The 20,559-nt window shown below is 63.9% G+C and carries 22 protein-coding genes; 5 read left to right on the forward strand and 17 right to left on the reverse strand.

Features of this window, described 5'->3' with window-relative positions; all coding sequences use genetic code 11:
* The coding region (locus tag B4394_RS17750; RefSeq protein ID WP_286142108.1) for a DUF4190 domain-containing protein at window positions 1–464 on the forward strand (464 nt) is incomplete at its 5' end.
* 3 nt (window positions 465–467) lie between these two features.
* On the opposite strand, the gene B4394_RS17755 is transcribed toward B4394_RS17750, so the two are convergent.
* The 14 genes from B4394_RS17755 to B4394_RS17820 all read right to left on the reverse strand — a co-directional run bounded on the left by B4394_RS17755 (window position 468) and on the right by B4394_RS17820 (window position 13,817).
* On the reverse strand, window positions 468–2,162 hold the full coding sequence (locus B4394_RS17755; protein WP_078312066.1) for a purine-cytosine permease family protein: 1,695 nt from the start codon (window positions 2,160–2,162) through the stop codon (window positions 468–470).
* Window positions 2,163–2,218: 56 nt separating this feature from the next.
* Window positions 2,219–3,628, reverse strand: a complete 1,410-nt coding sequence (locus B4394_RS17760; RefSeq protein ID WP_078315837.1) for a bifunctional lysylphosphatidylglycerol flippase/synthetase MprF — start codon at window positions 3,626–3,628, stop codon at window positions 2,219–2,221.
* Window positions 3,629–3,679: 51 nt separating this feature from the next.
* Window positions 3,680–3,865, reverse strand: a complete 186-nt coding sequence (locus tag B4394_RS17765) for a PLD nuclease N-terminal domain-containing protein (protein WP_030097729.1) — start codon at window positions 3,863–3,865, stop codon at window positions 3,680–3,682.
* On the reverse strand, window positions 3,862–4,731 hold the full coding sequence (locus B4394_RS17770) for an acyl-CoA thioesterase II (protein ID WP_176112821.1): 870 nt from the start codon (window positions 4,729–4,731) through the stop codon (window positions 3,862–3,864). Before B4394_RS17770 ends, B4394_RS17765 begins: the two co-directional genes overlap by 4 nt.
* Window positions 4,732–4,745: 14 nt before the next feature.
* On the reverse strand, window positions 4,746–6,164 hold the full coding sequence (pyk, locus tag B4394_RS17775) for a pyruvate kinase (RefSeq protein ID WP_078315838.1): 1,419 nt from the start codon (window positions 6,162–6,164) through the stop codon (window positions 4,746–4,748).
* A gap of 87 nt (window positions 6,165–6,251) precedes the next feature.
* A complete protein-coding gene (gene sugE, locus B4394_RS17780) occupies window positions 6,252–6,566 on the reverse strand; it encodes a quaternary ammonium compound efflux SMR transporter SugE (protein ID WP_078288120.1) in 315 nt (104 codons plus the stop codon).
* A 90-nt stretch (window positions 6,567–6,656) separates the two neighbouring features.
* Entirely contained in the window at window positions 6,657–7,013 is a 357-nt protein-coding gene (locus tag B4394_RS17785; protein ID WP_078312062.1) for an NINE protein, read from the reverse strand.
* Window positions 7,010–8,029, reverse strand: coding sequence for a prolipoprotein diacylglyceryl transferase (gene lgt / locus B4394_RS17790; protein ID WP_078315839.1), 1,020 nt, complete (start codon window positions 8,027–8,029; stop codon window positions 7,010–7,012). The genes B4394_RS17785 and lgt overlap by 4 nt, the downstream gene beginning before the upstream one ends.
* Window positions 8,026–8,856, reverse strand: a complete 831-nt coding sequence (gene trpA, locus B4394_RS17795) for a tryptophan synthase subunit alpha (protein WP_078312060.1) — start codon at window positions 8,854–8,856, stop codon at window positions 8,026–8,028. The genes lgt and trpA overlap by 4 nt, the downstream gene beginning before the upstream one ends.
* A complete protein-coding gene (trpB, locus tag B4394_RS17800; protein WP_078315840.1) occupies window positions 8,853–10,127 on the reverse strand; it encodes a tryptophan synthase subunit beta in 1,275 nt (424 codons plus the stop codon). Before trpB ends, trpA begins: the two co-directional genes overlap by 4 nt.
* Window positions 10,128–10,163: 36 nt before the next feature.
* Window positions 10,164–10,982, reverse strand: a complete 819-nt coding sequence (gene trpC / locus B4394_RS17805; RefSeq protein ID WP_078288115.1) for an indole-3-glycerol phosphate synthase TrpC — start codon at window positions 10,980–10,982, stop codon at window positions 10,164–10,166.
* A gap of 93 nt (window positions 10,983–11,075) precedes the next feature.
* The gene (locus tag B4394_RS17810) at window positions 11,076–11,708 is read right to left on the reverse strand and encodes a TIGR02234 family membrane protein (RefSeq protein ID WP_078315841.1); all 633 of its coding nucleotides are present in this window, start codon (window positions 11,706–11,708) and stop codon (window positions 11,076–11,078) included.
* Window positions 11,701–13,236 carry an anthranilate synthase component I gene (locus B4394_RS17815; protein ID WP_078315842.1) on the reverse strand — a complete coding sequence of 512 codons (1,536 nt, stop codon included), beginning with the start codon at window positions 13,234–13,236 and terminating at the stop codon, window positions 11,701–11,703. The genes B4394_RS17810 and B4394_RS17815 overlap by 8 nt, the downstream gene beginning before the upstream one ends.
* An 89-nt stretch (window positions 13,237–13,325) precedes the next feature.
* The gene (locus tag B4394_RS17820; protein WP_078312056.1) at window positions 13,326–13,817 is read right to left on the reverse strand and encodes a MarR family winged helix-turn-helix transcriptional regulator; all 492 of its coding nucleotides are present in this window, start codon (window positions 13,815–13,817) and stop codon (window positions 13,326–13,328) included.
* A gap of 350 nt (window positions 13,818–14,167) precedes the next feature.
* Here B4394_RS17820 and B4394_RS17825 point away from each other — a divergent pair, with 350 nt between their 5' ends.
* From B4394_RS17825 to B4394_RS17840, 4 genes are all read left to right on the forward strand, one after another.
* Complete coding sequence (locus B4394_RS17825) at window positions 14,168–14,611, forward strand: MmpS family transport accessory protein (protein ID WP_078312055.1); 444 nt, start codon at window positions 14,168–14,170, stop codon at window positions 14,609–14,611.
* On the forward strand, window positions 14,608–17,421 hold the full coding sequence (locus tag B4394_RS17830; protein ID WP_078315843.1) for an MMPL/RND family transporter: 2,814 nt from the start codon (window positions 14,608–14,610) through the stop codon (window positions 17,419–17,421). Before B4394_RS17825 ends, B4394_RS17830 begins: the two co-directional genes overlap by 4 nt.
* 296 nt (window positions 17,422–17,717) lie before the next feature.
* Window positions 17,718–18,146 carry an HIT family protein gene (locus B4394_RS17835; RefSeq protein ID WP_078312053.1) on the forward strand — a complete coding sequence of 143 codons (429 nt, stop codon included), beginning with the start codon at window positions 17,718–17,720 and terminating at the stop codon, window positions 18,144–18,146.
* 10 nt (window positions 18,147–18,156) lie between these two features.
* Window positions 18,157–18,615 carry a peroxiredoxin gene (locus tag B4394_RS17840; protein ID WP_078312052.1) on the forward strand — a complete coding sequence of 153 codons (459 nt, stop codon included), beginning with the start codon at window positions 18,157–18,159 and terminating at the stop codon, window positions 18,613–18,615.
* Between the two features lie 10 nt (window positions 18,616–18,625).
* Here the strand turns inward: B4394_RS17840 and hisI are convergent, their stop codons facing one another.
* Genes hisI through B4394_RS17855 form a run of 3 tightly spaced genes read right to left on the reverse strand, consistent with a single transcriptional unit; the run spans window position 18,626 to window position 20,558 of the window.
* Entirely contained in the window at window positions 18,626–18,976 is a 351-nt protein-coding gene (hisI, locus tag B4394_RS17845; RefSeq protein ID WP_078312051.1) for a phosphoribosyl-AMP cyclohydrolase, read from the reverse strand.
* Window positions 18,973–19,746 carry an imidazole glycerol phosphate synthase subunit HisF gene (gene hisF / locus B4394_RS17850; protein WP_078315844.1) on the reverse strand — a complete coding sequence of 258 codons (774 nt, stop codon included), beginning with the start codon at window positions 19,744–19,746 and terminating at the stop codon, window positions 18,973–18,975. The genes hisI and hisF overlap by 4 nt, the downstream gene beginning before the upstream one ends.
* Window positions 19,743–20,558, reverse strand: coding sequence for an inositol monophosphatase family protein (locus B4394_RS17855; protein ID WP_078315845.1), 816 nt, complete (start codon window positions 20,556–20,558; stop codon window positions 19,743–19,745). Before B4394_RS17855 ends, hisF begins: the two co-directional genes overlap by 4 nt.
* Window position 20,559 lies beyond the last annotated feature (1 nt).

Below are 20,559 nucleotides of genomic sequence, written 5' to 3' on the forward strand. Positions count from 1 at the left end.
CGCCGTACCACCCGTACCAGCCGCCCGGCGGATACCCGCCCCCTGCTTACCCGTACCCGTACGGGGCGCCCGGGATGCCGGTTCCCCCACCGGCTCCCAAGAATGGCTTCGGTGTGGGAGCACTGGTCGTGGGAATCATCGCCATCCTCTTGTCATGCACCGTCTTCGGCGGATTTATCGGCGGCCTTGTGGCGGTTGGTCTCGGCATCGTGGGCGTACGCCGGGTCAGGCGCGCGGAGGCCGATAACCGTGGCGTGGCGATCTCGGGCATCGTGCTCGGGAGCCTGGCCATACTGCTGTCCACGCTGGTTGTGGTGTTCACTCTGGTTTTCATGAAGTCAGCCGGTTTGAGCGACTTCATCACGTGCGTCTCTGATGCGAAGGGCGATCAGGCCAAGGCGGCCCAATGCCAGAACGCTTTCGAAAATCGAATGAACCAGAAGGCCGGTACCCCCGAGCCGTAATCCCTACCGCGTGGGCGGATCGGCAGGCAGCACGTGCTCGCCAGCGCGGTCGGTGGCCAGGCTCAGCGATGAGATGTACTGCTTTTCACCGTTGGGACCTGGCTTGGCCGAGGCGAGCATGTCGGGACGCTCAAACTCGATACCGCTGACCGCGCAAGGAAGCAACTCATCCGACGGGTTTCCGTACTCGTCGTACATCGGCAGGTCGATACCGTCATCGGTGCGACGCAGGTAGTACTTACCGCGCGTGGCCACCGCGAGGATCGGCGGCAGCACAAAGGCGATCACTACTGCCACGATCGGCGAGTAGGGGCGGATCGCCTCTCCGAATACTCCGAAGAAGACCAGAATCGAGATGCCTGCCGAGAGCAGCATCGAGACGAATCCGACCGGATTGACGTTGTAGAGCATGCCGCGCCGGAATTCGGGTTCCATGGGCGAGATCTTGAGCAGGTATTTGTTGATCGCGATATCGGTCGCCACCGTCACCACCCAGGCCATGCCACAGTTGGCATAGAACCCGAGGATGGTGTTCAGGAAGTCGAACATGTTGGCTTCCATCAGCACCAGCGCGATCACCAGGTTGAACACCACGAAGATCAATCGGCCCGGGTAGTGCTTGGTAATGCGGGTGAACGAGTTGGTCCAGGCCAGCGAGCCCGAATAGGCGTTGGTGACGTTGATCTTGATCTGGCTGATCACGACCAGAATCACGGCCAGCGTGATGGCGAGCCAGTGCGGCATCATGTTCTGGTAGATCTCCAGGAACTGGTGCACGGGCTGGTTGGCCACCGCGGCACCGCCCGCCACGTTGGCGATCAGATACACCGCCAGGAAGAGGCCGATCACCTGCTTGATGGCCCCGAACAGCACCCAGCCAGGCCCCGCCAACAACATCGCCGTCCACCAGCGGCGGCTGTTCTCCGGTGTCTTGGGCGGCATGAAGCGCAGGTAGTCGATCTGCTCGGCGATCTGCGCTATCAGGGACAGGCACACACCGGCGGCGAGCATGATCGACCCCAGATTGACCCCCTGCGCCTCCTTGCCTCCGTAGGCGAAGAAGGTTCCGATTGAATCCGGGTGGCGCACCACGAGATACACGAACGGGATGACCATCATGACGAGCCACAACGGGGTGGTCCACACCTGGAGCACCGACAGCGCCTTCATCCCGTAGATGACCAGCGGAATGATGATGATGGTGGAGGCCGCATATCCGATGGGCAGCGGTATGCCGAGTCCGAGCTTGAGGCCCTGGGCCATGATCGAGCCCTCGAGCGCGAAGAATATGAACGTGAACGTCGCATAGATGATGTTCGTGACGATGCTGCCGTAGTAGCCGAATCCGCTTCCGCGCGTGATTAAATCAAGATCAATGTTGTAGCGGGCCGCGTAGTAGGACACGGGGATCCCGGTCAGGATGATGATGACCGCGAAAACCCCTATGCCCCACAATGCATTTCCGGTGCCATAGGAGATTCCGATATTGGCACCGATCGCGAAGTCCGCCAGGTAGGCGATGCCGCCGAGAGCGGTCACCCCCACCACCGCCGGGCTCCACCGGCGGAAACGCCGCGGGGCGAATCGAAGGGTGTAGTCCTCCAACGTCTCCCGCAGGGCCGCGCTCTCCGCGGCATCGTGGGTGGACGGAGCAGACGAAACGGGTGCGGATGCAGTCGTATCGAGAGTGTCGGTCACGCGGACAGCCTGTCGATCACCCAAGTCGTGCGCGTTTTCCCAACGTTAATGTCCTGTTACGCAGGCGCCTCAGCTGGTGTTTTGGGGCGCAACCGTGGGTTGAATTCCAGGCTCAGCAACGCGAATGCGACCAGCGGCAACGTGGACATTTGTACGAGCACGTAGCGCCGGTCACCCAGCGCGTGGAATTTGCGCAGGTAACGGTATAGGGACTCCAGTGCGATCAGCGGGTCGAGCACATGAATCGCCGAGTAGCAGAGCTCCTGTACCCGGGTGCGGTCGTTCTCAGCGAAGATCTCCGGGAATGCCGCGAACGCCAGCGACAGGCGGCGGGCTCCTTCGGTCTTCGCAGCCGTGATCATGTCGATAGTCAGTCGCTCGTCGATGCCGTTGGGGGCGCCAGGGCGCCGCCATGGCACATCGAGCGAGACATCGGTGCCGCCCCCGGTGGTGGCGTATCGGTGAAATCCCTGCACCGCACCGAGATCGTCGCGAGCGATGATCAACCGGATGCCGGGATATCGGCCGAGTAACGCGCCATCGAGGATCATCGAGAACCCGCGCTCGAATCGGCCTCCATGCGAAAGTTCCATCACCTGTTGAAGTTCAGCGCGCAGTGCACCGTCGAGACGACGCTCATCGACGATCTCGGTGGTGATCCCCGAGTTGTGCGTGCGCTGCATGCCCTGGCGCAGGTTCCGATACTTGCGCCCCACCATGTCGAAGGTCTGCACGTCAACGACGACATCGCGACCCACCGCGACGGCGTGTAGCGGATGGCCCACGGTGCGCGCGTCGCCCCAGAGCGGCAGGCGGCGTTCACTGCACCCCAGCACGGCGATGCGCCAGCCGTGCGAGCGACACATGGCCGCAAATTCCCGCACTAGGGACGGGAAACCGGATTCATCTCCGATCGGATCTCCCCCCACCACGGCGAAACCGGCGCGTGTCCGATACGCGATCGCCGCCGTGCGATCGGTATTGAAGTAATAGGACTTGAGCGAGTGCATGGCAAAGGCGGCTAACGGGTCGTCACTGGTCCTGGCTACCAGGGCGCTGACCTGGGGCAACGCTTCGGGCTGCGCCGGTGCCGATGTCGGCCACATCAAGATGAGTCCGGCGGCGATGACCAGCGCATCGCCGGTGCGCTCGAACTGCAGGATGCTGGCCCCCAGCGCGATCAGAACAGCTGCCGCCGACCACGCCGCGTGGCCGTAGGTGACCGGCCGGCCCAGGAAGATGCCACGGGCGATGAACCCGACGCAGAACAGAACGGTGAGGGGCCAAAGGATTTCGTCGAAATCGGGTTGCACCGGGTATCCGGAATGGGCAACCAATAGCACCAGCCATCCCGCGACAAATAAAACCGCGGCGGCACTTACGAAGCGTGCTCGCCGCGAATCACTGTGAACTGCAACGCGTTCAGCAATACGCACATGAGTGGTAACGGCTGACGGTTCGAGCATTCCGCCACCTCCCACAGTCGCCCTGTTCGGACCTTAAGGATACTCCCGTGGCTACCAGCGGTCCGAGGGATCGCTCTTTCCGATGGCAAACCAGAGAATGGGGCCGAAGATCGGGAACACGAGCACGATGATGGCCCACGGCAGCTTCTCGCCGTTGGGCTTCACCGGGTCTTTGATAATGGAAATGATGGTGACGACAGTGAGAACCAGCACCAGCAGAGAAAGAATTCGAATCATGACCGCCCCGGAAAGTATTTGATAATGCCTTCCTGGATAGTACTGGCCAGCAACGCTCCTTCGCGATCGAAATAGCGTCCCGCCCCCATCCCGCGGCCTGCCGAGGCTACCGGCGACTCGGTGGCGTAGAGCACCCAGTCATCGAACCGCAGTGGACGATGAAACCACACACTGTGGTTGATGGTGGCCGCGAAGATCCGGTCGTAACCCCAGGACAGCCCATGGGTGGTGATGATCGAATCCAGCACCGTGGTGTCCGAGGAGTAGACCAGTGCCGCACTGTGCAGCACCGGATCATCGGGCAGCGGCGAGTGAGTCTTCATCCAGACCCGATTATGTTCCAGCCGTTCAGATTTGGCCTTGAGTACCCATGCGGGGTCATTGTCGTACCGCCACTCGATGGGTTTGAGGGCGGCCACGAACATCGGCACAGTTTCCTCGTAACCGACCAGGTGCTCGTCGATGCTCGGCAGTGTTTCCGGGTTGGCCACCACGGGCGGCTTTACCGCGTGTTCCAGCCCCGGAGAGTCCTTCAGATACGACACCAACGCCGAGGACAACAAGAGGTCCCCCTGGACCGCGTCGATGCGGCGATTGGCGAAACTGCGCTCGTCCCGCAGCCGGAGTACCCGGAATTCGATGTCCTGTGCTGGGTCGCCACCGTTGATGAAATGGGTCGAGACGGCCGCCAGTGAAAGCTTCTCCGACACGGTGCGGCCGGAGGCCACGACGGACTGCGCCATCAACTGTCCGCCGAAGGTACGGGGCGGATTGACCGTGGGATGACCACCGATGAACACGTCGGTCTCGGGGTTCTTCAGCTCCAGCAGCGCGAGTAGCTGTGCGAAATCAGGTGCGTTGCTGATGCTGATCCTCTTCCCTAGTGGTCGTCCTCGCCGATCCGGTGCACGTGGATCAGATTGGTCGAGCCTACTGTCCCCGGCGGAGCACCCGCGACGATCACCACCAGATCTCCCCGCTGATAGCGCTCCATCGCCAGCAATGCCGTATCCACCTGCTGAATCATGCCGTCGGTGGTATCCATGACCGGGACGATGAAGGTTTCGGTTCCCCAGGTGAGCGCCAGCTGGCTACGCACCTCGGGCAGCGGGGTGAACGCCAGCACTGGCAGCGGGGTGTGCAGCCGCGCCAGCCGCCGCACCGTGTCACCGGACTGCGTGAACGCCACGAGCGCCTTCGCGTTCAGGCGTTCGCCAATATCGCGCGCGGCGTACGAAATGACGCCACGTTTCGTGCGGGGCACGTGGGTCAACGGAGGTGCGCTGACCGAATGGCTCTCGATCGCGGACACGATGCGGGCCATCGTCCGCACCGCCTCCATGGGGTACTTGCCGACAGAGGTCTCCCCCGACAACATCACGGCATCCGCGCCATCGAGAACCGCGTTAGCGACATCCGAGGCCTCGGCACGTGTCGGCCGCGAGTTCTCGATCATCGACTCGAGCATCTGAGTCGCCACGATGACCGGACGGGCGTTCTCGCGCGCGATCTGGATCGCGCGCTTCTGCACAATCGGCACATCTTCGAGTGGCAGCTCGACACCGAGGTCGCCCCGGGCGACCATGATCGCGTCGAATGCCAGCACGATGGCCTCAAGGTTGGCGACGGCCTCGGGCTTTTCCAGCTTGGCGATCACCGGCACACGACGTCCGACACGGTCCATGATGGCGTGCACGAGTTCGACATCGCCGGGTGACCGCACAAACGACAGCGCGATGAGGTCGACCCCGAGGCGCAGTGCGAATTCAAGGTCTGCGATGTCCTTTTCGGACAGGGCCGGCACCGAGACGTTCATCCCGGGTAGCGACAAACCCTTGTTGTTGCTGACCGGACCGCCCTCGGTGACCAGGCAGACCACGTCGTTGCCTTCGATGGCGGTGACGGTCAAGCCGACCTTGCCGTCATCGACCAGAAGCCTGTCGCCCACGGCAGCATCGGCAGCCAACTGCTTGTACGTGGTGGAGACTCGATCGGGGGTCCCCACCACGTCCTCGACGGTGATCCTGACCAGTTCGCCAGTGGCCCAGTGAGCGGATCCGGTGGCGAACCGGCCCAGCCGGATCTTGGGGCCCTGCAGGTCCGCCAGAACACCGACCGCGCGCCCGGACTCGTCGGATGCCTTACGCACCCAGCGGTAGTTCTGCTCATGGTCTACGTGCTCGCCGTGGCTGAAATTGAGTCGCGCGACGTCCATCCCGGATTCGACGAGCTCGCGCACAAGCTCAGCCGAACCGGTCGCAGGACCGAGGGTGCAAACAATCTTTCCGCGTCTCGTCACGACTTTTGAGCATAGTCGTGGTGGTACCTACTCACGAGTCAGTGCGGGCACGATTCACTCACCGGTTACCTTCGCCGGTTTACGTTGTCAGGAGGCCAATTTCAGACCGATGATGCCGGCGACGATCAATCCCAGGCTGAGCAGTCGCCAGACGTTGGCCGAATCACCGAACAACACGATGCCCAGGATCGCAGTGCCGACGGCACCGACACCCACCCAGATCGCGTATGCGGTGCCTACCGGCAGGCTCTTCATCGCGAGGCCGAGCAGCGCGATGCTGACGATCATCGATCCGACGGTGCCAACTGTTGGCCACAGGCGGGTGAACCCCTCCGTGTATTTCAGGCCGATTGCCCAGCCCACCTCGAGCAGACCCGCGAGAAGAAGGACCAGCCAAACCATGAGAGATACCTCCACATTTCGGTGAGGCCGTCCCCTGGCGAAGAATTACCGGGCCGTCCCGGTCATCACCATTGTCTCACACCCGCCGGGCTAGTCCCGGAGCTGGCGACCTGCCTTGTCGCTGACCTTGCCGCCGAAAATCAGGACCGCATCGACAATCCCCCAGACAATCGCGACGATGCCGAACGTCACCAAACCGATCAGCAGCTGGACAACACCCAGCAGTGTCTGACCCAGGTAGATGCGGCCGAAGCCCAGAAATCCGACCAGGCCCAGTAATTGCAACAGGCCGGCGACCAGCTTCGACTTATCGGAGTACGGCGCACCGGTGGCCGGATCGCGCCCGTAGGGCGCGGCGGGATCCACATAAGGCGGCGGATACGGAATGCCAGGCGGTGGGGGCACCGGCGGAGGTGTTCCGAAAGGAGGCGGAGTGCTCTCGGTCATTTCTCCACAATGCCAGAGTTCTCACTGGATTCGTCGGCAGATTCCTCCGCGGTGTCTTCCACCGGGTCTTTCGTGACGTCTTCTCCCGCGGTATCCACGTCCTCGGGGACTCCGTCGGTGTCCTCGGTAGCGTCTTCGGCCTGCGCGGGGGTGCCGCCCAGGGTCGCCGGGTCCTCACGGCCCTTGGGCGCCAGGAGGATGTATGCAATCGCACCGAGGAACACCACGGTTGACGTGAACGAGTTGACGCGAATCCCACCGAACTGTGTCGCTGGATCCACGCGCATCAACTCGACCCAGAAGCGTCCCACGCAGTACGCCGCGACATACATCGCGAACAGACGTCCATGCCCGATCTTGAAGCGCCGGTCGACGACGATCAGCAGCGCGAAAACGAGGACGTTCCACAACAATTCGTACAAGAAGGTGGGGTGCACAACCTGGGCGACCTCGCCGGTGGACACGCCGTTGAGGTTGAGGACGTCAACCGTGCCGTCGGCGGAACGCCGGTAGAACAGCTCCAGCCCCCACGGCAGCGTGGTGGGGCCACCGGTGAGCTCCTGGTTGAAGTAGTTACCGAATCTGCCTATGGCCTGGGCCAGCACGATTCCGGGTGCGATCGCGTCGCCGAACGCAGGCAAGGAAATTCCCCGACGGCGGCAGGCAATCCAGGCGCCGACGCCTCCGAGGGCGACGGCGCCCCAGATGCCGAGACCGCCTTCCCAGACGGCTATCGCCTTGCCCAGCCCCTTACCGTGCGGACCGAAGTAGGTCTGCCAGTCGGTCATCACGTGATAGAGCCGTCCACCGACCAGCCCAAAAGGCACTGCCCACAACGCGATGTCGTAGATGACGCCACGTTCGCCGCCGCGCTGTTCCCATCGACGATCGCCGATGACCAGCGCGACGATGATGCCCGCAATGATGCACAGTGCGTAGGCGCGGATCGGGATCGGTCCCAGATGCCAGACCCCTTGGGGCGGGCTGGGGATGTACGCCAGATTCACGACTGTCACAGTGTTGTCCTTGTTGTCCCCGAGGTCGACCTCGGGCCGATGCCCTGCCGCACTCCGGTAGCCAATTCTTCAGTCAGGGTACGCACGGCGGTCGCGCCTTGTGGGGCGGCCGCCACCAGGGCCGAGCCGACGATGACACCGTCGGCGTACGCGGCGATCTCGGCCGCTTGCGCGCCGGATCGCACGCCAAGGCCGACACCCACGGGGATATCGGAGACTTCGCGAACCCTGCTGACCAGGGCGGGAGCCGCGTTCGAGACCGCATCGCGGGCGCCGGTGACACCCATCGTGGAGGCCGCATAGACGAATCCCCGGCATGCGCCGATCGTCATCTCTAGCCTCTCCGGCGTGGATGAGGGCGCGACCAGAAAGATGCGATCGAGGTCATGCGCGTCCGAGGCGGCGATCCAATCCTGCGCCTCGTCGGGGATCAGATCGGGAGTAATGATCCCGAGCCCCCCCGCCGCCGCGAGGTCACGCGAGAACGCGTCAACTCCGTACCGCAGCACCGGATTCCAGTACGACATGACAACAGCATGCCCGCCGGCCTCGGTAATGGCGCGGACAGTGGTGAAGACGTCGGCTACCCGAACTCCGTTGGTCAGCGCGGTTTCCGCGGCGGCCGCGATCATCGGGCCGTCCATCATCGGGTCCGAGTAGGCGATCCCGACCTCGATGATGTCGCATCCGCCCCGCACCAGCGTGGTCATGAGTTCGATCGAGGTGTCCAGGTCGGGATACCCATTGGGCAGGTACCCGATCAACGCGGCGCGCCCCTCGGCGCGGCACGTGCCGAAGACTTCGGTCAGGCGGCCGGGCTGCGTCATGGCCTAGTTCCATCCTGGTCGGTGCCGTTCTTGTCCAAGAGGTCGAACCACTTGGCCGCGGTCTCCACGTCCTTATCGCCGCGACCCGACAGGTTCACCACGATGAGTGCGCCCGCGCCCAACTCGGCTCCGAGTTTGAGTGCGCCGGCGACCGCATGCGCCGATTCGATCGCCGGGATGATTCCTTCAGCGCGCGAGAGCAGCAGGAAGGCGTCCATGGCCTCGCTGTCGGTGACCGGACGGTAGTCGGCACGGCCGGTTTCGCGCAGCCAGGCATGTTCCGGACCCACCCCTGGGTAATCCAGACCCGCTGAAATCGAATGCGATTCGATGGTTTGACCGTCTTCGTCCTGCAGCAGATAGGAGTAGGAACCTTGGAAAGCGCCCGGTGTCCCGCCAGTGAATGTGGCAGCGTGCCTTCCAGTTTCGACACCATCGCCGGCAGCCTCGTATCCGATCAACCGGACTGCCGGGTCGTCGATGAAGGCATGGAAGAGACCGATCGCGTTCGAGCCGCCGCCGACGCAGGCCACCACCGCGTCGGGCAATCTGCCCACCTGATCCAGTACCTGCGCCCGCGCCTCCATACCGATGATGCGCTGGAAATCGCGGACCATCACCGGGAAGGGATGGGGACCTGCGGCGGTACCGAAGCAGTAGTAGGTGTTGTGCGCATTGGTCACCCAGTCGCGCATGGCGTCGTTGATGGCGTCCTTGAGGGTTTTCGACCCCGACTCCACGGACACCACGGTTGAACCCAGCAGCCGCATCCGCGCGACGTTGAGCGCCTGGCGCGCGGTATCGACGGCCCCCATGTAGATCACGCATTCCAGACCCAGAAGCGCACATGCGGTGGCAGTGGCGACGCCGTGCTGCCCCGCACCAGTTTCCGCGATGACACGGGTCTTACCCATCCTCTTGGCCAGGAGAACCTGACCGAGAACGTTGTTGATCTTGTGGGAGCCTGTGTGGTTCAGGTCTTCTCGCTTGAGCAGGATTCGCGCTCCGCCCGCATGGGTACTGAGGCGCTCGGCCTCGTAAAGCGGCGACGGGCGGCCCACGTAATGCGTCTGCAACCGATCGAGCTCGTCAAGGAACGAGCGGTCGGATCTGACCTTCTCGTACGCGGCGGTGACTTCCTCGATGACGGCCATGAGCGCCTCGGCCACATAGCGGCCGCCATAGGGACCGAAATGCCCTCGACCATCGGGATCATGTGCGGTGGTCTCGGCGATCGCAGCGCTCATCTGCGGTAGGCCGGTGTTCTTCATGTTGGAGCCGCTTGCGCGAAGACCGTCAGACATCGACTAGCGAGCCGGTTTGGGGCAGGACGGGTGCGTACCCGCAGTCACCAAATCAGCGACGGCTCCCCGCGGATCGCCACTGGTCACCAATCCCTCGCCTACCAGGACTGCGTCGGCACCGGCGCCGGCGTAGGCCAGCAGATCGGCGGTCCCGCGAATGCCGGACTCGGCGATACGGATTACGCCGCTGGGCAGTCCGGGTGCGATGCGCGAGAAGCAATCCCGGTCGATCTCAAGAGTTTTCAGATCGCGCGCGTTGACACCGATGACGGAGGCGCCGGCAGACAGCGCACGATCGGCCTCTTCCTCAGTGTGTACTTCCACCAGCGCGGTCATCCCGAGGGACTCGGTGCGGTCGAGCAGGGAAACGAGTGTGTTCTGTTCGAGCGCCGCGACGATCAGCAGGATCAGGTCGGCGCCATGGGCGCGCGCCTCGTGAATCTGATACGGACCAACTACAAAGTCCTTGCGCAGCACCGGAACTGATACCGCGGCACGTACGGAGTCAAGATCATCGAGGCTTCCATGGAACCGCCGCCCCTCGGTGAGCACGCTGATGATCCGAGCTCCGCCGTCCTCGTAGGCCTTGGCGAGCTCGGCGGGATCACTGATATCTGCGAGCGCACCACGCGACGGGCTGGCCCGCTTGACCTCAGCGATCACGGCGATACCCGGCACCCGCAGGGCGGCCATGACATCGAGTGGCTTGGGCGCGGCCTTGGCTGCTGCCTTGACTGTGGCGAGATCGACAACGGCTTCGCGAGCCGCGACATCAGCGCGCACGCCATCGAGGATCGAATCGAGTACGGTTCCCGAACTCATGACCTCGACGATTCCCTTCTTGCGGCGCCCCCGCGCCTGCGCACTCGAACTTCACAGAGGGTAGCCGCTGTGGGGTCGCACACGAAAACCGGGTCAGGTGGGGCTGGATGAACCCTCGGCCGGGCCGAGGGTGGGGTCGTTTCCGTCGTCCAGGCTGTCCCACATCACCCGCTCGCTCTGCGTCTTATCTCCCGGATCGGTGCCGTCAGTGCGCCGGGCGGCCGGGGTCTGGTACTTCGTGTCCACGGCTCCCCGTGCGGCCCGCAGGAGCGTGATGGCGGCCAATACCGCCACGACGGCGGCAATGACCGTGGTCGTGGCGCCAGCGGAGAGCCGATCGGCGCCGATCAAGGTGGATACCGGCACGTTCTTGACCTCCGCCGCGCGGGGTCCGGCGTCGCGAATGGCCCAGAGGCTGACACCCAGGTAGGCCGCGCCGGCCCCGATGATCGCCACGAGACCAGCCAAGATCCGCAGTGCCCATCCGCGGATGGCGAGGGTGGCGATGGCCGCCGCGACCAAGGCGACCGCCAGCGGAAACAGGGCGGCCGACCAGTCGGCGCCCGACACCAGAATGGTTCGGGGCTCCCCTAAACCGTCGAACGACCTCAGGCGGACCCAGGTGAGCTTCGATGCCCCCCACAACCCGCCAGCGGCGATCAGGAGCAGTCCGGCCCCCGCGAGAAGACGCTTCCGGCCCGGATTCGGCGTGGCCGGATCAGACATCGGCAGCGCCCGTGAGGGTTTCGGCGGCCGCGATCGCGTTGAGCACCGCGGTGGCCTTGTTCCGCGCCTCGTTGTATTCGTACTCGCCTGTGGAGTCGGCCACCACACCGCCGCCGGCCTGCACGTAGGCATGACCGTCCTTGAACAGCGCGGTTCGGATCGCGATGGCGAAATCGGCATTTCCGGCGAAGTCCAGGTACCCCAGCACTCCCCCGTAGAGGCCGCGGCGAGTGAGCTCGACTTCCTCGATGAGCTCCATCGCGCGCACCTTGGGCGCACCCGACAGCGTTCCTGCGGGGAAGCACGCGGTGATGGCGTCCAGTGCGGTCTTACCGTCCGCGAGTAGTCCAGACACCGTCGACACCAGATGCATGACGTGGCTGTAGCGCTCGATGTGGCTGTAATCGCTGACCTTCACGGTGCCCGGGGTGCAGACGCGTCCAAGATCGTTACGGCCCAGATCGACCAGCATGAGGTGCTCAGAGAGTTCCTTCTCGTCCGCGAGCAGATCCTTGGCCAGCAGGGTGTCTTCCTCGTCGGTGGCGCCACGCCAGCGCGTTCCGGCGATCGGATGGGTGGTGGCCACTCCGTCCTTCACCGTGACGAGCGCCTCCGGGCTCGATCCGACGACCGAAAACGCCGTCCCACCATCGGAATCCGGCGCGTGAAGCAGATACATATAGGGGCTGGGATTGGTGACCCGCAGAATCCGGTACACCTCCAGCGGGTCGACATCGGTCTCCATTTCGAAGCGCATGCTCGGCACCACCTGAAATGCCTCACCTGCCTCGATATCGCCAACCAGCTTGTCGACGATGGCGCTGTACTCCTCCACCGTGCGCTGGCTGCGATACGCGGGTGCCGGACGGTCGAAGTGGGCGACCGTGGAGGGCAGCGGCTGACCGAGCGCAGCCGTCATGACGTCCAGTCGCGCGACCGCACCGTCATAGGCCTCGGCGACACGTTCTGGGGTGTCATCCCAATTCACCGCATTCGCGATGAGCGTGATGGTGCCCTCGTGGTGGTCGACGGCCGCCATATCGGTGGCGAGCAGGAGCAACAGATCCGGCAGCCCCAGATCATCGGTCGTCCGCTGCGGAAGCCGCTCCAGCCGGCGGACGATGTCGTAGGCCAGGAAGCCGACCATGCCGCCGGACAGCGGCGGCAGGTCCGATAGCGCCTCGCCTGCCAGCAGGTCCATCGTGGCCCGCAACGCATCGAGGGGATCGCCCCCTACGGGTGCTCCCTCGGGGGTGGCCCCCAGCCAAGCGGCCTGACCGTCCCGGACGGTCAGTGCAGACGGAGATCCGGCGCCGATGAACGACCAGCGGGACCATGACCGACCGTTCTCCGCCGATTCGAGCAGGAAGGTGCCGGGGCGATTGGCGCCCAACTTACGGTAGGCGGACAGCGGCGTCTCGCTGTCCGCCAGCACTTTTCGAGTCACCGGCACCACCCGGTGCACCGCCGCCAGGGCGTTGAACTCTTCCCTGGTCGTGGTCGCGGCGCCACTGACGGTGCTATGCATGCAAGCTATTCTCCCAGACCCCCGCCAGCCGACTGGGTCGCGTTGCCGACGCGGATGGGCCGGGCCGGATTGGGCTGACCCTGATTGGCCTAGCCCTCGTAGGCCCGCAGGGACTCCACCAGGCGTTCCAGCCCTCCCACCACGGCGTCACGATCGTCGCCGAGTCCGGCGAGAGCCGCGGACTGGATGAGCAACCGCTCAGGGAAGTGCTCATCAACCACTGCGCGCCCGCTATCGGTCATGCTGATGATGACCGCTCGCCGGTCGTTGACGCTGGCCTCCCGAGTCACATATCCACGCTCCTCGAGCTTGCGCAGCGTTCGGCTCACCCACGCCTGCGATACACCAAGCTCTTCGGCGATGTGACGAGCGATGACGGGACCTTTGCGATATCGCAGCACGATCAGAATGTCGTGTTCGGGCTCCGGGATGGAAGCCGATGTGCACAGAGGTTCTATCGCACGCGCGAGCAGACCCGAGGCGCGCTTCAACAAGCCGATGATCTCCATGGAGGCCGTGTCGAGATCGGGCCTGTTCTGCGACCAATCGCGCACGGTGATCGAGCTCTCCTTGACCACCATCGCGTCCCTTCTTGAATCCTCTCGACCGCAGGATGTGCACGTGCCGACCTAAGGCTATCGAACTCTGCCCGTGCTGCCCGCAGGCTCGGCAACATCGGCGACAACCCGTTCGGCGCGGTCTGCGTCACACTCACTAGACACCAATTACTTAACTTATATAGTATTCGTCACGCATCCGTTCAGGACTTTGCCTGCGCTGTGACGACAGATCCGGGAACGAGCGACATGGAACGTCAACGGGTCAACGATGACCGGCGCATTCTTGCAGTAGAACATCGGTATAACTGCGAACACACGCCGCCATGTCCGCATGCCCGAAGGCCATATCTCAGGGACTGAAAGGGTTAGCTATGAGCATCTCCAGGAGCCGTCGCGTGCTGAACAAGACCTGGTTGCCGCTCCTCGCCGTGGCGATACTCCTCACCGCAGGGCTGGCTATCAAGTTCGCGCATGGCGTCTTCGGCTCACAGGACCGCACACGCAGCCCCGGGGGAAATTTCGCCGTCGTCCAGTTCAATCCCAAGAACATCGTCTACGAGGTGTTTGGCGACTACGGCGGCTGGGCGCGGGTGAGCTACTGGGATACCAACAACAGACCCGTCGATGTCCAGCCCACCGCGTTGCCGTGGACACATACAGAGACAACCGTCTTGACGACCGCGACCGGCGACATCACCGCACAGGTGGCGGGCCGAAATGTCGGCTGCCGCATCACCGTTGACGGCTTAGTGCGCTCGGAGCACACCGCAACCGGCGAGCACGCCGGCGTCTGGTGCCAGGTGCTGTCCGCATGAGCGCACATTCCACACAGAAGCCGTGGTTCGCCAGGACGATTCGCAGGTTCGCCATACTTGTGGTGCTGGCCTGGGCCGCATTCACCGTCGTGATCAACACCGTGGTTCCGCAGCTCGAACCCGTCACCGACGCGAACCAGGGCCCGCTGGTTCCGCTCGACGCGCCGTCGTCCAAGGCTCTGATTCACATTGGTGAATCGTTCCAGGAATCGGACAGCAACAGTCTGGCGATGGTCATCCTGGAGGGTGATCACAAGCTCAACGATGCCGACCACGCGTTCTACAACACCGTGGCCAGCAAGCTGGAGAACGACAAGAAGCACGTCCAATACGTGATGAATCTGTGGGGCCAGGGCACGACCGCCGCGGGCGTGCAGAGCTCCGATGGGCAGGCCGCGTACACCCTCGTGCGGGTCGCCGGCGACCAGGGTTCGACGGTCTCCGACGAATCCATCCGTGCCGTCCGCGAGCTGGTCGCCGAGGTCCAGCCCCCCAACGGAGTCAAGGTGTACGTCTCCGGCTCGGCCCCACTATCCACAGACATGCTTCAGGTGGGCAACCAAAGCATGATCCGCCTGATGTACGTGACGATCGCCATCATCACGGTGATGCTGCTCATCGTCTACCGATCCGTCGCTACCGCCCTCCTGACGCTGTTGGTGGTGATGGTCGAGTTGTCCTGCGGGCGTGGCGTTGTCGCGTTCCTCGCCTATCACAAGCTCATCGGCATCTCGGTTTTCGCGTCGAACATCCTGGTGTCGTTGATCCTTGGCGCCGGGACCGACTATGCGATCTTCTTGATCGGCAGGTACCAAGAGGCGCGCCACGCGGGCGAGGATCGGGAGACGGCGTATTACTCCGCGGTGAAAGGCGTCTCGCACGTCATCCTCGGCTCCGGCTTGGCCATCGCGGGTGCCACATTCTGCCTGCAGTTCACACGCCTCAACTACTTCAACACCATGGGCATCCCGTGTGCGGCGGCGACACTCGTCGCGGTCGCGGCATCCCTCACCTTTGGGCCCGCGGTACTGGCGCTGGGCAGCCGCTTCGGGGTCTTCGAGCCGAAAGTCAAGGCGAGTGCGGGTATTTGGCGCAAGGTCGGCGCCGTCACCGTGCGCTGGCCAGGCCGGATTCTCGTGGTGAGCAGTGTTGTGGTGCTGATCGGATCGATCACGCTGCCGTCGTACCGTCCCAACTACAACGACCGGATCTACATCGCCGACGACGTCCCGGCGAATCAGGGATACGCCGCAGCGGACAGGCACTTTCCGGTGAGCAAGCTCAACAGCGACATGCTCATGATCGAATCCGATCACGACATGCGGAACTCGACGGACATGATCGCGCTGGACAAGGTGGCGCGCGAGGTCTTCCACACGCCCGGCGTCGCCATGATCCAGAGCGTCACCAGGCCACTGGGCACGCCGCTGGAGCATTCGTCCTTCACGTACACGATGGGGACGATGGGAACCAAGATCAACGAGATACTCCCGTTTCTTACGGACCTCACCGATCGATTCACCCAAATGGCCGATATCACCGACCGGATGGCCGCCCTGATGCGCCAGCAGCAGGAACTCACCGGACAGCAAGCAGGATCGGCGCATATCTCCCTCAAAGGCGCACAGGAGTTGAAAGACGTCACGGTGAGCATGCGGGACACCCTCGGCAATTTCGACGATCAGTTCCGGCCGCTGCGCAATTACTTCTACTGGGAACCGCACTGCGCCGATATCCCGATGTGCTGGGCGATGAGATCGCTGTTCGATATGACCGACCAGGTCGATTCGATGACCGATGCGGTGGACGACAGCCTCAAGGCGGCCGTGATCCAGGACGCGGTCACTCCGCAACTGGTCGAGGTCATCGGCAGAAGCGCCGCCGAACTGGACAACATGAGAAAGGTGGTGCTCACCGAGCAGAGCACCATGCGGCCGATGCTCACCCAGATGAATGAGCTGGGTCGCCAGATGATGGACCTCGGATACGCATTCGACAGTTCCAAGAACGACGAGTTCTTCTACCTGCCCCCGGATGCCTTCGACAATCCGTATTTCCAGATCGATCTGAAGTACTTCGTTTCACCGGACGGGAAATCCGCCCGCTACATGATCTACCACGACGGCGAGGCGCTGAGCGAGGAAGGCATCGACCACGCGCAGGCCTATCTGCCAGCGGCCAAGGAGGCTCTCAAAGGAACGACGCTGGCCGGATCACGGGTCTATCTGGGCGGTGCGGCGGCGACGTACTGGGACATCCAGGACGCCACCAAGACCGACCTCCTGATTGCGGCCATCGCGGCGTTCGCGCTGATCTTCCTGGTCATGCTGTTGATCACCAGGAGTGTGGTGGCGGCACTGGTCATCATTGGCACGGTGGCGTTCTCCTACTCGGGCGCCTTCGGCCTCTCGGTACTGGTCTGGCAGCACTTCCTGGGCATACCGCTGAGCTGGCTGAATCTGCCCATCACCTTCATCATCCTGGTGGCCGTGGGGTCGGACTACAACCTGTTGCTCATCGCCCGCTATCTGGAGGAAAGCAAGGCGGGGCTCAATACGGGTCTGATTCGCGCGGTGGCCAACTCCGGCAAGGTCGTCACCACCGCGGGCATCGTGTTCGCGACCACGATGATGGCCATGCTGTCCAGCGATCTGCTGTCGGTGGGCCAGCTCGGTTCCATCATCGGCCTTGGCCTGCTGTTGGACACCCTCATCGTGCGGTCGTTCATCACCCCCGCCATTGCCCAGTTGCTCGGGCCGTTGTTCTGGTGGCCACGGGTGATCCGGTCACGCCCGCTGTCCGCCCGCTGATGTGACGGCACGCCTGGGACCGCATGTGCGGCCCGGGCGTGCCGGTGGGGGCACTCGGGTGCTCGCACGGAGTCCTCGGCACACCATGCCGAGAGTGCCGAGGAAACCTGGCGCGCCAGCGCAATTCCCAGTGAAACTCCCATACCGCGCCGCCCGGCAGGAACACCGTCACGTTCGTCGATGGCACGTCGCACCTCATCACGTCGAGCCGATACGCGGGCCCGTCCGGCCGCGTCTCCCGGGCCTTCATGTTATCGAACACCCGTTCGATAACGCAACGCCTCTACCGTGAAGCGGTGGCTGAGGAGTGCTTGTTCTGCGGGATCGTCTCCGGTGTCGTACCCGGCGTGCGCGTCGCAGAGGACGCGAAAACCTATGCGTTCATGGACATCAACCCCGGTGCGGACGGACATCTCCTGGTGGTTCCGAAGCGGCACAGCAAGGATCTCCTTGAGATACCGGCCGATGATCTGAGCGCTGTCGCGTTAACTGCCCAGCGGATAGCCAAAGCGGTCGTCACCGAACTCGGGGCCGACGGGGTGAACCTCCTGAATTGCTGCGGCGCGCACGCATGGCAGACGGAGTTTCATTTTCACCTCCACGTGATCCCCCGGTACATCGACAAGTCCAAAGACCGGCTGGGACTGCCCTGGGCGCCCGGTGTCCGTGGTGACATGCGCACAATCACCGCCCTGGGAAACCGGCTGTCCGACGCGCTGGCGTAGCGTTCGACTCATGAAACCTGGTGATCGTGTCGCCGACTTCGAACTTCCGGACCAGACCGGAACAACCCGCAGCCTCTCCTCACTCCTGGCCGACGGACCCGTCGTGCTGTTCTTCTATCCCGCCGCGAATACGCCCGGCTGCACCGCCGAGGCCTGCCATTTCCGGGACTTAGCAAGCGAATTCAAAGAAGTGGGCGCCTCGCGCGTCGGCATCAGCGTCGACTCGGTCGAAAAGCAGGCCGACTTCGCCGACAAGCGCAAGTTCGACTACCCACTGCTCTCGGACAAGGGCGGGGCGGTCTCCACCGCATTCGGCGTCAAGCGCGGACTGCTGGGCAAGCTGGCGCCCGTGAAGCGGACCACGTTCATCATCGACACCGACAAGACGGTGCTTGAGGTGTTCGCCAGCGAGCTCAACATGAACGCGCACGCGGATAAGGCCCTAGAGTTCCTCCGCGCACGCAGCTAGCACGCGCAACCTAGAGCTCTTCACCCAAGAGCTCGTCGGCGTCAAAGCAGCTGTGCGCGCCGGTGTGGCACGCCGGCCCGGTCTGATCGACTTCGAGCACCAGTGTGTCGCCGTCACAGTCGAGCCGCACCGCGTGCACGTACTGGGTGTGACCCGATGTCTCGCCCTTGACCCACAGGCGCTGTCGCGACCGCGAGAAGTAGGTGCCGCGCCGCGTCGCAAGCGTCTGTGCCAGGGCCTCGTCATTCATCCAGGCGACCATCAACACCGTGCCTGTGCCGTGCTCCTGCACCACCGCCGTCACCAGACCGGCAGAGTCACGCTTCAAGCGGTCGGCTATGGCCGGATCGAGGTCGCTCATCGCACGGTGATCCCTTCTGCGGCCATGGCCGCTTTCACCTCGCCGATGGTCAGCTCGCGGAAATGGAAGACGCTGGCCGCCAGCACCGCGTCGGCACCGGCTTTGACCGCGGGCGCGAAATGCTGAACCGCGCCAGCCCCACCACTGGCGATCACCGGAACGTCGACCGCCGCACGCGCGGCCGTGATCATCGCAAGATCGAACCCCGCCTTGGTGCCGTCAGCATCCATGGAGTTGAGCAGGATTTCTCCCACTCCCAATTCGGCTCCGCGCGTTGTCCATTCGATGGCGTCGATCCCGGTGCCCGTGCGGCCGCCATGAGTGGTGACTTCCCATCCCGACGGCATCGGCGGGTCACCCTCGCGGACCCGGCGTGCGTCCACACTCAGCACGATGCACTGCGATCCGAACCGCTGCGCCAGCTCGGCCAGCAGTTCCGGGCGCGCGATCGCCGCGGTGTTGACGCCTACCTTGTCCGCACCGGCGCGCAGCAGCACGTTGACGTCTTCCACCGATCGCACACCGCCGCCCACCGTCAGCGGAATGAACACCTGCTCAGCGGTGCGCCGCACCACATCCAGCATCGTCGCCCGACCCGAGGACGAGGCCGTGACGTCGAGGAAGGTGAGTTCGTCCACACCCTCGGCGTCATAGGCGGCGGCTAGCTCCACCGGATCTCCTGCATCACGCAGGTTTTCAAAGTTCACACCCTTGACCACTCGACCGTCGTCGACGTCGAGGCAGGCGATGACACGGGTAGCAACACTCATCGGTAGTCCTCCGGATCCCCGACCTCGGCCAGTACTTCCAGAATCTGTTGGTGCACGCCGGGCGCGGCCACCAGCACCGACGGCGATTCGGGGGTCCAGGGATTGCCACCGAGGTCCGTCGCGTGACCGCCCGCGGCCTGAACCAATGCGATACCGGCGGCGTGATCCCACACATGTGCGCCGAAACTCACCGCACCACCCAGGATTCCGCCCGCGGTGAACGCCAAATCGATACCGGTGCTGCCATGCATACGCAGTCGTGACGTGATGCGGCTCAGCTTCTCCAGCACCGTCAGCCGATAGCGCCCCGGCACCCGGCCCTTCCAGTCCACATTGAAGGTGCCCAGCCCCACCGCCACATCTGCGAGATCGACACGGGGCAACGGCGGCATCGGCACGCCATTGCGCACCAAGGGGCCACCCGCGAAGCCGGTGTACTTGTCCCCCATGAACGGCAACCAGGTCAGGCCCGCGACCGGTTCTCCGTCGGAGAGCAGCCCCAGCAGAATTGCCGCCATCGGCGAACCCGCCGCGTAGTTCACCGTGCCGTCGATCGGGTCGACCACCCAGACCAGCCCGGAATCCACGGCCGGACCCCCGAATTCCTCACCGTGCACACCGATTCCGGTGCGCTCGGTGAGTGCCTGCACCACCATTCGCTCGATGGCCAGATCCTCCTCGGTGGCGAAGTCCTTACCGCCCTTGAAGACGACACCATCGGCCCCGTGCCCGGCCACGAAACGCTGCGCCGCCACGTCCAAAATCACGGACGCCTCGGAGATCAGCGCAGTCAGCTCCGCAGTAGTAGGCATG

The organism is Mycobacterium sp. D16Q16 (genome assembly GCF_002013745.1).
GTDB lineage: Bacteria > Actinomycetota > Actinomycetes > Mycobacteriales > Mycobacteriaceae > Mycobacterium.

What these genes read in the sequence shown, in the direction of transcription:
- B4394_RS17760 (WP_078315837.1), bottom strand. Translation starts at nt 3,628, where the DNA reads ATGCTCGAACCGTCAGCCGTTACCACTCATGTGCGTATTGCTGAACGC.
- B4394_RS17825 (WP_078312055.1), top strand. Translation starts at nt 14,168, where the DNA reads ATGAGCATCTCCAGGAGCCGTCGCGTGCTGAACAAGACCTGGTTGCCG.
- B4394_RS17840 (WP_078312052.1), top strand. Translation starts at nt 18,157, where the DNA reads ATGAAACCTGGTGATCGTGTCGCCGACTTCGAACTTCCGGACCAGACC.
- hisI (WP_078312051.1), bottom strand. Translation starts at nt 18,976, where the DNA reads ATGAGCGACCTCGATCCGGCCATAGCCGACCGCTTGAAGCGTGACTCT.
- B4394_RS17785 (WP_078312062.1), bottom strand. Translation starts at nt 7,013, where the DNA reads ATGACCGAGAGCACTCCGCCTCCTTTCGGAACACCTCCGCCGGTGCCC.
- trpB (WP_078315840.1), bottom strand. Translation starts at nt 10,127, where the DNA reads ATGAAGAACACCGGCCTACCGCAGATGAGCGCTGCGATCGCCGAGACC.
- B4394_RS17815 (WP_078315842.1), bottom strand. Translation starts at nt 13,236, where the DNA reads ATGCATAGCACCGTCAGTGGCGCCGCGACCACGACCAGGGAAGAGTTC.
- trpC (WP_078288115.1), bottom strand. Translation starts at nt 10,982, where the DNA reads ATGAGTTCGGGAACCGTACTCGATTCGATCCTCGATGGCGTGCGCGCT.
- B4394_RS17810 (WP_078315841.1), bottom strand. Translation starts at nt 11,708, where the DNA reads ATGTCTGATCCGGCCACGCCGAATCCGGGCCGGAAGCGTCTTCTCGCG.
- hisF (WP_078315844.1), bottom strand. Translation starts at nt 19,746, where the DNA reads ATGAGTGTTGCTACCCGTGTCATCGCCTGCCTCGACGTCGACGACGGT.
- sugE (WP_078288120.1), bottom strand. Translation starts at nt 6,566, where the DNA reads ATGGTTTGGCTGGTCCTTCTTCTCGCGGGTCTGCTCGAGGTGGGCTGG.
- B4394_RS17830 (WP_078315843.1), top strand. Translation starts at nt 14,608, where the DNA reads ATGAGCGCACATTCCACACAGAAGCCGTGGTTCGCCAGGACGATTCGC.
- B4394_RS17820 (WP_078312056.1), bottom strand. Translation starts at nt 13,817, where the DNA reads ATGGTGGTCAAGGAGAGCTCGATCACCGTGCGCGATTGGTCGCAGAAC.
- trpA (WP_078312060.1), bottom strand. Translation starts at nt 8,856, where the DNA reads ATGACGCAGCCCGGCCGCCTGACCGAAGTCTTCGGCACGTGCCGCGCC.
- B4394_RS17855 (WP_078315845.1), bottom strand. Translation starts at nt 20,558, where the DNA reads ATGCCTACTACTGCGGAGCTGACTGCGCTGATCTCCGAGGCGTCCGTG.
- B4394_RS17765 (WP_030097729.1), bottom strand. Translation starts at nt 3,865, where the DNA reads ATGATTCGAATTCTTTCTCTGCTGGTGCTGGTTCTCACTGTCGTCACC.